Annotated in this window: 8 protein-coding genes; all 8 read right to left on the bottom strand. The window is 68.9% G+C overall.

Annotated features, from left to right (window positions below; genetic code table 11):
* Positions 1 to 454: 454 nt before the first annotated feature.
* A complete protein-coding gene (queF, locus tag D9R12_RS15445) occupies positions 455 to 1,273 on the bottom strand; it encodes an NADPH-dependent 7-cyano-7-deazaguanine reductase QueF (protein ID WP_014162143.1) in 819 nt (272 codons plus the stop codon).
* 57 nt (positions 1,274 to 1,330) lie between these two features.
* A complete protein-coding gene (locus D9R12_RS15440; protein WP_014162142.1) occupies positions 1,331 to 2,335 on the bottom strand; it encodes an aldo/keto reductase in 1,005 nt (334 codons plus the stop codon).
* Between the two features lie 305 nt (positions 2,336 to 2,640).
* Positions 2,641 to 3,396, bottom strand: coding sequence for a glutathione S-transferase family protein (locus D9R12_RS15435; protein ID WP_122231723.1), 756 nt, complete (start codon positions 3,394 to 3,396; stop codon positions 2,641 to 2,643).
* A gap of 189 nt (positions 3,397 to 3,585) precedes the next feature.
* On the bottom strand, positions 3,586 to 4,437 hold the full coding sequence (purU, locus tag D9R12_RS15430; RefSeq protein WP_014162139.1) for a formyltetrahydrofolate deformylase: 852 nt from the start codon (positions 4,435 to 4,437) through the stop codon (positions 3,586 to 3,588).
* Between the two features lie 47 nt (positions 4,438 to 4,484).
* Entirely contained in the window at positions 4,485 to 4,910 is a 426-nt protein-coding gene (locus D9R12_RS15425) for an XVIPCD domain-containing protein (protein WP_014162138.1), read from the bottom strand.
* Between the two features lie 223 nt (positions 4,911 to 5,133).
* Entirely contained in the window at positions 5,134 to 6,234 is a 1,101-nt protein-coding gene (locus D9R12_RS15420) for an NADH:flavin oxidoreductase/NADH oxidase (protein ID WP_014162137.1), read from the bottom strand.
* Positions 6,235 to 6,313: 79 nt separating this feature from the next.
* Positions 6,314 to 7,174: an NAD-dependent protein deacetylase gene (locus D9R12_RS15415; RefSeq protein ID WP_122231721.1), complete on the bottom strand. Its 861-nt coding sequence runs from the start codon at positions 7,172 to 7,174 to the stop codon at positions 6,314 to 6,316.
* Positions 7,175 to 7,292: 118 nt separating this feature from the next.
* The gene (locus D9R12_RS15410) at positions 7,293 to 8,495 is read right to left on the bottom strand and encodes an MFS transporter (RefSeq protein WP_122231724.1); all 1,203 of its coding nucleotides are present in this window, start codon (positions 8,493 to 8,495) and stop codon (positions 7,293 to 7,295) included.
* Positions 8,496 to 9,085: the final 590 nt, after the last annotated feature.

The following is a 9,085-nucleotide window of genomic DNA, read 5'->3' as shown; positions in this document are numbered from 1 at the left end:
GGCTGTGCGGTCCATATTTCCGTCGCTTCTTGCCCCATAGAACCACTATGGGGCGGCGAATCGCCGAAAATCTGTCCTCGCGCAGCCGAATTTTCGCCTCGACCGCCAAAGCCCGACAGACTCCTAGCTAGCGCGTTGGAGCCATGGCTTCTAAGCCCCTCTCCCACCGGGAGAGGGGTTGGGGTGAGGGTCGGGCGCACGCGATGCACGGAAATCCGATGACGAAAAGGGCGCGGTCTGCACCGCGCCCTTTGTCTTTTCCTTCCGATGATGATGCGGCTTACTTGTCCGCAGGCCGACTGCTCTGCGGCGGCGTGTTCTCTGCCGGCGCGGAAGGGTTCGATACGCCGCCCCGGCCAGGCTCGGAGCCAAACGCCAGCCGCAAGCCCCTCCGTGCATTCCCACCCTTGCACAGCCCGCCGGGGCAAGGCATCGCGCCCCTGTCGGCGCGAGGTTACTGGCGCAACTCGCGCAGCGGCGCCGGCGCGTGGTCTTCCCAACCCGGGGTGACCCGCCAGGGATTGATGTCCAGGCCGCCGCGCCGGGTATAGCGCGCTTCCACCGACAGCCTGATCGGAGCGCAGCGCGCGCTGAGGTCGACGAAGATCCGCTCCACGCATTGCTCGTGGAAGCCAGCGTGCTCGCGGAAACTGACCAGGTAGCGCAGCAGGCCTTCGTGGTCGATTTTTGGGCCTTCGTAGCGCAGCACCACGCTGCCCCAGTCGGGCTGGCCGGTGACCGGGCAGTTGGACTTGAGCAGGTGCGAGACCAGGGTCTCGCTGACCACGTGGCTGCCTGCGGCCAGATGCCCCGGATTGGGCGGGCCATAGTCGTCGATGTCCAGCTCCAGCGTATCGAGCAGCAGTGCATCGGCGTGGTGGCCAAACCCCGGCAGCCCCGGCGCCACCGTCACCGGCGCTCCGGCGCGCGCGGACAGGTCCTGCGCGATCTGCGCACACACCGCCTCGGCGCTGGCAAAGCCGGTGGCGTTGAGCGAGTTGAGATAGAGCTTGAGCGACTTGGACTCGATCAGGTTCGGCGAGTCCTGCGGCACGGTCAGTGTCGCGGTCGCCACCTGCGGCTTGCCACGCAGGTCCAGCCAGCCCAGCTCGTAGGCATGCCAGCGATCGTGGCCGACGAAGGGCAGAGCGGCGCTGTCAAGGCCAAGTTCGGCACGCGCACCGGCGCGCGCAATCGCAAACAGCAGGTCCGGGTCGTAGTGCGCGGGATAGGCGACCGTGCGACCCAGCAGCGAATCTTGGGGGGTGTTCATGCGGGGATTTTACGCCCCGCATGATCGGCCTTCGACCGACGCTGCAGACTGCGGGCGCTACCGGCCGCGGTCCACCAGCGCCAGTTCGGTGGCGCCATAGCGCGGGCCGGCCACATCGGGCTGGAAGACTGCCTCGAGCCTGGCCAGCACATCGGCCGGGAGTGTGAGCGCGACCGCGCCGGCGTTGTCTTCCAGGTACTTGCGCCGCTTGGTGCCAGGGATCGGGACCACGTGCTCACCTTGGGCCAGCACCCAGGCCAGCGCGACCTGCGCCGGGGTGGCGCCCAGCTCGGCCGCGACCGCCTTCACGGTCTCGGCCAGGCGCAGGTTGGCCTGCAGCGCCTGGCCCTGGAAGCGCGGGTTGCTGCGGCGGAAATCGCCTTCCTCCAGGTCGTCCTGGGCGGTGATCGTGCCGGTCAGGAAGCCACGGCCCAGCGGCGAGAACGGCACCAGGCCGATGCCAAGCTCGCGTACCGCATCGAGCACGCCATTGGTTTCCAGTTCGCGCGTCCACAGCGAGTACTCGCTCTGCAGCGCGGTGATCGGATGCACCGCATGGGCGCGGCGCAGGGTCTGGGCCGAAACCTCGGACAGGCCCAGGTAGCGGACCTTGCCTTCCTCGACCAGCCGCGCCATCGCCCCGACCGTGTCTTCGATCGGTGTGGCCGGGTCCAGCCGATGCAGGTAATACAGGTCGATGTGGTCGGTGCCCAGACGCTGCAGGCTGGCCTGCGCCGCCTGGCGCACGTATGCCGGCGAGCCATTCACCTTTGGTCCCTGCGCGCTGCCGAACTGGCCGCTGTTGGCGACGAAGCCGAACTTGGTCGCCAAAAACACCTGCTCGCGTCGGCCCCGCAGCGCGCGGCCGAGCAGCTGCTCGTTGGTGTGCGGGCCGTAGATGTCGGCGGTGTCCCAGAAGTTGATGCCCAGCTCCAGCGCGCGGTCCAGCGTGGCCAGCGATTCGGTGTCGTCGTAGTGGCCGTAGGCGTGGCTCATGCCCATGCAGCCCAGGCCGATGGCCGAAACGCTCGGGCCGGTGCGGCCCAGTGTGCGGGTTTTCATGTCGATACTCCTTGGCGGCAAAACGGGATCAGGGGGCGGCTGCAGCCGCGTGGTGGCAAACAGGTTGCCAGGCGCCAGCGGCGCACGTGGCGCGTCCTGCGGAAAACGGTGCCGCACCCATGCGGGTATCGTCCAGCCGTGCGCATTGCGCGCGCGTGAGCTGCAGCTCACGCGCGCCCAGGCTGTCTTCCAGCCGGGCCATCGTCCGCGCCCGGCTCCATTTCTGGCTGGGTCAGGGTGGATCGGGTCCGACGCCGGCGGGCCCGGACGCACGCGCGAGCCGGGAAAATCCGCCGCACGCCCGCTCAATCCAGGCGCATCACGCCCTTGCGCACAGTGGTGGTGCCCAGGGTTGCTTCGGTGACCGGTTCGCCCAGCGCGCGCAGCACCTGCGCCTGTTCCGGCAGCGGCACCCGGGCGATGGTGTCTTCGATCCTGGCCAGGCGGGCGAATTCGGGCAGGGCGAACATGCGCTGCAGCCAGGCCGCAGTGCGCGGCCAGCGGGCGGCGTCGACTTCGAAACGCACCAACGCGGCATTGCGGAAGAAGCTGGCGATGGCGATGTCGGCGATCGACAGCGCGCCGAGCAAATAGCCTTCCTGCGGCATCTGCGGTTCCAGCCAGTCCAGGCAGGCGGGCAGTTCCACGTCGCGGGCGCGGTTGAAGGACGCCTCGTCCACTTCCTCCTTGAACAGGAAGCGCTTGGGCCCGCGCTGATAGAACATCCTGGCGATGATGACCTCGCCCAGGCGCGCATCGGCGTATTCCTCCAGCCAGCGCGCCTGCGCGCGTTGGCCGATGTCGGCCGGATACAGCGACGGGGTGGGGTGACGGTCTTCCAGGTACTGGCAGATCACGCTGGAATCGTTGATCACCCGCGCCCCGTCGACCAGCACCGGCACGCGCCGCAGCGGGCTGAGCTTTTCGAATTCATCGCCGCCCAGGAACGGCGCAATCGGGTCGATGGCGTAGCGCAGGCCCTTGTGGCCCAGGCACACCAGCACCTTGCGCACGTACGGCGACAGGTAGCTGCCCACCACGTGATAGACCGGCTCGCTCATGTGACCTCCCGCATCGTCTGTGGAAACACCAGCCTAGCGCTTGCACATCGACCAGCGCACCGGCGCGCGGCAACTGCAATCCGGCTCAGCGCCTGCGTTTTTCCAGCAGCAGCTTGACGCCCACCGCCACCAGCGCCAGCACCAGGCCCAGCGCCAGCGCGACCAGCACCAGGCCCAGCCACGGGCCCATCAGCGAAACACCACGGTGCGGTGGCCGTTGCGCAGGATGCGGTGCTCGACATGGCGGCGCACCGCGCGCGCGAGCACCACCGACTCGATGTCGCTGCCCAGGCGGATCAGGTCGCGCGGGGTCATGGCGTGGTTCACGTGGGCCACGTCCTGCTCGATGATCGGGCCCTCGTCCAGGTCCGCGGTCACGTAGTGCGCGGTCGCGCCAATGATCTTGACCCCGCGCGCGTGCGCCTGGTGGTAGGGCTGGGCGCCCTTGAAGCTGGGCAGGAAGCTGTGATGGATGTTGATCGCGCGCCCGGCCAGGGCAGTGCACAGCGCCGGCGAGAGGATCTGCATGTAGCGCGCCAGCACCACCAGGTCGATGCGCTCGCCTTCGACCAGGTCGATGATGGCCTGCTCCTGCTGCGCGCGGTTGGAGGCATCCACCGGCAGGTGATGGAACGGCACGCCGTAGGACTGGCTGAGCGGGCCGAAGTCGGGATGGTTGGAGGCGACCGCGGCAATGTCCACGTTCAATTGCCTGCTGTGGGCACGGAACAGCAGGTCGTTGAGGCAATGGCCGTGTTTGCTCACCAGCACCAGCAGCCGCGCCCTGGCGTGGGCGTCGTGGATCTGCCAGTCCATCGCAAATTCCGCAGCCAGCGGCGTAAAGTGCGCGCGCAGCGCCTGCGCCTCCAGTGCCGGCGGCACATCGAAATGCACGCGCAGGAAGAACCGCCCGCTATCGGCATCACCAAACTGCTGCGCATCCAGGATGTTGCAGCCGGCCTCGAACAGCAGGCCGCTGACGCGGTAGACGATCCCGGTGCGGTCCGGGCAGGAGAGGGTGAGGATGTGGTCGCGGCGCATGGGGCCGGCATCTTACGCAACCCCGCGGCCGCTGCGGGGCGATGGTTTCAGTCGTCGTCGTGTTGGGCGCCGGACCTGCGTCGACGTCGGCGCTGCGCGTTGACTGCCTCGAGCCGCTCCAGTGAATCGGCCACCGGCGTGGCCGTGGCCTCGTCGGTGCTGATGAAGGCGCGCTTGTGGGCCGGATCGTCAAGCCTGCCCTGGACCAGGAACACGTTCTCGCCCTGTTCGACCAGGCCGATGTGGCGGCTGAGCACCACGTGGTCCACCCGGCGGAAACCCTTCTCGCGGGCCAGCGGCAACAGTCGGGCGATCATGCGCGCGCTGGCCTGGTCCGGGGTGCGGCCGACTTCGGCATCAAGCCGGTGCACGCCGCGGGCGATCTGCTGGTACAGCCGATGCTCCGGGTGTTCGGGATGGTCCGGGCCGATGAGCTCGGACGAATGCGGCTGCGCCGGTGCCGGTGCGCTCATGGATCACTCCTGCGCCAACAAGGCGCATGCGCGGTTTGCCTGGAACCAGCCTGCATCGTGCCCTCCGTTGACACCGTGCCGCCCACACCTGTGGCGCGCGCCTGCACCTTAGCCGCAGCACGTGCCCATGCTCAAGCGGCGTTGCACGCAAGCGTGGGCCACTTGACGCCCGCCCCGGTCTGACGCGCGCTGGCCTTGGTCAGGGCCCTGGCCTGGACCCCCGTCAGCCAAACAATCCCTTGGCACCGTACGGCTGGCAGCGCAGGTACTGCGGCGAGACGCGCACGGTGGCGCCCAGTTCCGCGGCGGCATGCCAGGGCCAGCGCGGGTCGTAGAGGATGCCGCGGGCGATGGCCACCGCATCGGCCTTGCCCTCGGCGACGATGCGCTCGGCATGGTCGGGCTCGGTGATCAGGCCGACCGCGATCACCGGCATGGTCGTCAGCCGGGCCTTGATCTGGCTGGCGAAGGGTACCTGGTAGCCGGCTTCCAGCTTGATCTGCTGGCGCGGATCCAGGCCGCCGCTGGAGACATGCAGATAGCTGCAGCCGCGTGCTTCCAGCGCCTGGGCCAGGGCGATGCTCTGGGCCACGTCCCAGCCACCGTCGACCCAGTCGCTGGCCGAGATGCGCATGCCGACGGCCACGCTGTCCGGTATCGCCGCACGCACCGCATCGAACACCTGCAGCGGCAGGCGCAGGCGGTTTTCCAGGACGCCGCCATAACCATCACTGCGGTCGTTGCTCAGCGGCGAGAGAAACTGGTGCAACAGGTAGCCGTGCGCGCCATGCAGCTCGATGACCTCGAAGCCGAGCCGGTGCGCACGGCGCGCGCTGTCGGCGAAGGCGGCGATCACCGCCTCGATGCCGGCCTGGTCCAGCGCCTGCGGCGGCGGGTCGCCCGCGTTGAACGGACGGTTGCTGGACGAGACGGTCTGCCAGCCGTGTTCCTGCCCAGGCGCGATGGCCGAGCCGCCGTGTTCCCACGGCTTGTGGGTGGAGGCCTTGCGTCCGGCATGGGCCAGCTGGATGCCCAGCGGCATCGGCGACCAGGCACGGATGCCATCGACCACGGCCTTCAGCGCGTCTTCGGTGGCCTGGTCCCACAGGCCCAGATCGGCCCAGGAAATGCGCCCGCGCGGTTCCACCGCGGTGGCTTCCAGGATCAGCAGGCCGGCGCTGGACTGGGCCAGGCTGCCCAGGTGCTGCGCGTGCCAGGCGGTGGCGCGACCTTCATCGGCCGAGTACTGGCACATCGGCGCGATCACGATCCGGTTGGGCAGGGACACAGGTCCCAGGGCGATGGGGGAGAACAGCTGGCTCACGGGGAATCCGGGTGGCGGTCGAGACCGCCATTGCAGCGGTTGCCAGCGACCCGCTCAACCGGATCGGTGGATCACTGCGTCACGAAGCGCGCTGCCAATCCTCACGCCCCACATCCTGCGCGCGCGGCGGTGGCGCAAGCAGGAAGGCCAGCGCCTGGGCGCAGTCGTGCTCCACCTTGAGCGTCAACAGCGCGTCGGCACGGGTGCGGCCGCGGTTCAGGGCCGCGATCGGCTTGCCGGCCTTGTGCGCCCACTGGGCGAAGCGAAATCCCGAATAGACCATCAGCGACGAACCCACCACCAGCAGCGCCTCGCTGGTCTCCAGCGCGTGCTGGGCGGCCTGCACGCGCTCGCGCGGCACGTGCTCGCCGAAGTACACGACGTCGGGTTTGACGATGCCGCCACAGTGCGTGCAGGCCGGAACATGGAAGGCATCGAAATCGGCCTCCAGGTCTGCATCGCCGTCCGGGGCGATGCCGGCGTCCAGCGTGTCCCAGCCGGGATTGCGCGCGACCAGCTCGGCCTGGAAGTCCGCGCGCGGCGTGCGCCGTTCGCAGTCCATGCAGCGCACCAGGTCCAGCCGCCCGTGCAGGTCCACGACCTGGCGGTTGCCGGCGGCCTGGTGCAGGCGATCCACGTTCTGGGTCAGCAGCAGCGAGGTCTGCCCGCGCGCTTCCAGCGCCGCCAGCGCGTGGTGCACGCCATTGGGACGCGCCGCCAGCAAGCGCGGCCAGCCGACCAGGCTGCGCGCCCAGTAGCGCTGGCGCGTGGCGTGTTCGCCCATGAAGGCCTGGTAGGTCACCGGCTGGGCGCGCTTCCACTGGCCATCGGCATCGCGATAGTCAGGAATGCCCGAATCGGTGCTGCAGCCGGCGCCGGTGAGCACGAAGATCCGCTCGTGCCGTTCGACGAAATCCTGCAGCTGCGCCGGCGTGCTCATGCCGCGGCCCCCGTGACGAACGCGCCGCCCGCTGCCCTTCCACGCGCATGGAAATCACCGCTGGCCACGCTCCCGGCGAGGTTCGGCCGCAGATGGCCCAGGCACTGCATCTGCATGCTCACTCGCCGCGCGCCGGCTGTGGACCGAAGCGGCCGTAGGGCCGGCTATCGTCGGCACCACGGCGCAGGACCTGGGCGGCAACCAGCGCCAGCATCAGCAGCACCACGCAGAACACCACCAGCGCCCCCCAGCCGCCGTGTTCCCAGAACCAGCCGCTGACCGAGCCGACCACGCTGGAGCCCACGTAGTACGCCAGCAGGTACAGCGAGGCCGCATGGCTCTTGCTGGCCCGGCCGAGCCGGCCAACCCAGGCGCTGGCAGCCGAGTGGGCGATGAAGAAGCCGATGGTCAGCAGCACGATGCCGGCCACCACCACCGGCAGTGCATGGCTCAGCGTCGCCAGGACCCCGGCAAGGGCGCAGCCGATCCCGGCCAGCACCACCGGCCCGCGGCCGAAGCGATCCGAAGCCGCGCCGGCCACCGACGAGGACACGATCCCGAACACGTACGCGCTGAAGATCAGGCCGATCTGGCTCTGGCTCAGGCCAAACTCCGGCCCGCCCAGGCGGAACCCGGCATAGTTGTAGACGCTGACGAAGGTGCCCATCAGCAGGAACGGGATCGAGAACAGCCAGGGCAGCTGCCGGTCGCGCAGGTGCCCGCCCCAGGCCCGCAGGTGGAAGCGCAGGTTCACCCCGGCCTTGCGCACGAAATGCCGCGAAGGCGGCAGCAGCAGCACGAAACCGATCGCCACCAGCAGGTCGAAGCCGCTCAGCACCGCCATCGCGGTGCGCCAGTCGAAATGGTCGGTCAGAAAGCTCATCCCGATCCGGCCCATCATCCCGCCGAAGGCATTGCCGCCCACGTACAGGCCGGTGGCCGCGCCAAGCCGGTGTGCGGGCAATTCCTCGGCCAGGTAGACCATCGCCACCGCCGGCACGCCGCCCAGGGCCACCCCCGACAGCGCCCGCACGACCACCAGCGACTCCCAGTGCGGGAGGAAGGCGGCGATGCCGTTGAGCAGCGCCGCCAGCGCGATCGAGCCGAACATCAGCCCGCGCCGGCCCAGGTTCTCCGAGACCGCGCCGGCGCAGAAGATCGCGATCGCCAGGCCACCGGTGGCCAGCGACAGCGGCAGCGAACTGGCCGCCGCGCTCACCCCGAAGCTGCGCGCAAACTCCGGCAGCAGCGGCTGCACGCAATACAGCAGCGAGAAGGTCGCAAAACCTGCCAGGAACAGGGCCAGGCGAATGCGCGCCATCGGCAGCGGCAGCTCGGCGCCGCAAGCGACATCGCAGGCAGGTGCCTGGCGGGCACCCAGGCCAGGGGTGGAAGGCCGGGACATGGCCGTGGCTTGGAAGGAAGGGTGACCAGTATCGGCCCGTCGCGTCCTGCCGGTCCAACCTCTGCTGCTGAAGTCTGCTGCCTGTTCCAGGGTGTACGGAAACCCGCCTCACCAGCTGTGCGCTTGCCGAGGGCAGCCAAGGGCGTTACTGCCGCACCGAGGCAAATGCCGCAACCTGGTGCCGAAGTGGCCTGCATCAAACAACGCTCGGCAGCCTTCGCTTCAAGTGGGAGGACCGGTAGCCACCGCTTCCGCAAGTGCTTGACCAACGACTTCAAGCCTGCATAATTCGCCCCCCGCTTCTGCGGCACCGGTTCTGCTGGTGAGGCTGGAGGTGGATTGGTCAGCGGCTTTGAACGAAGTGCTTGACCGATGTTAAAAGGCCTGCATAATGGGCGGCTCGCTTCGGCGGTGACGGTTCAGCGGTTTGGGCCGGGCGGTCGAGGTGGTGGTACGAAGGGCCTGTTGGCGAGGTGTTGACGGACCTGGAAATGGCCCTATAATGG

The organism is Pseudoxanthomonas spadix, assembly GCF_003703395.1.
In the GTDB taxonomy this organism is placed as follows: domain Bacteria; phylum Pseudomonadota; class Gammaproteobacteria; order Xanthomonadales; family Xanthomonadaceae; genus Pseudoxanthomonas_A; species Pseudoxanthomonas_A spadix.
The sequence above is the reverse complement of the archived record's forward strand: the minus strand, read 5'-3'. Positions and strand labels throughout refer to the sequence as shown.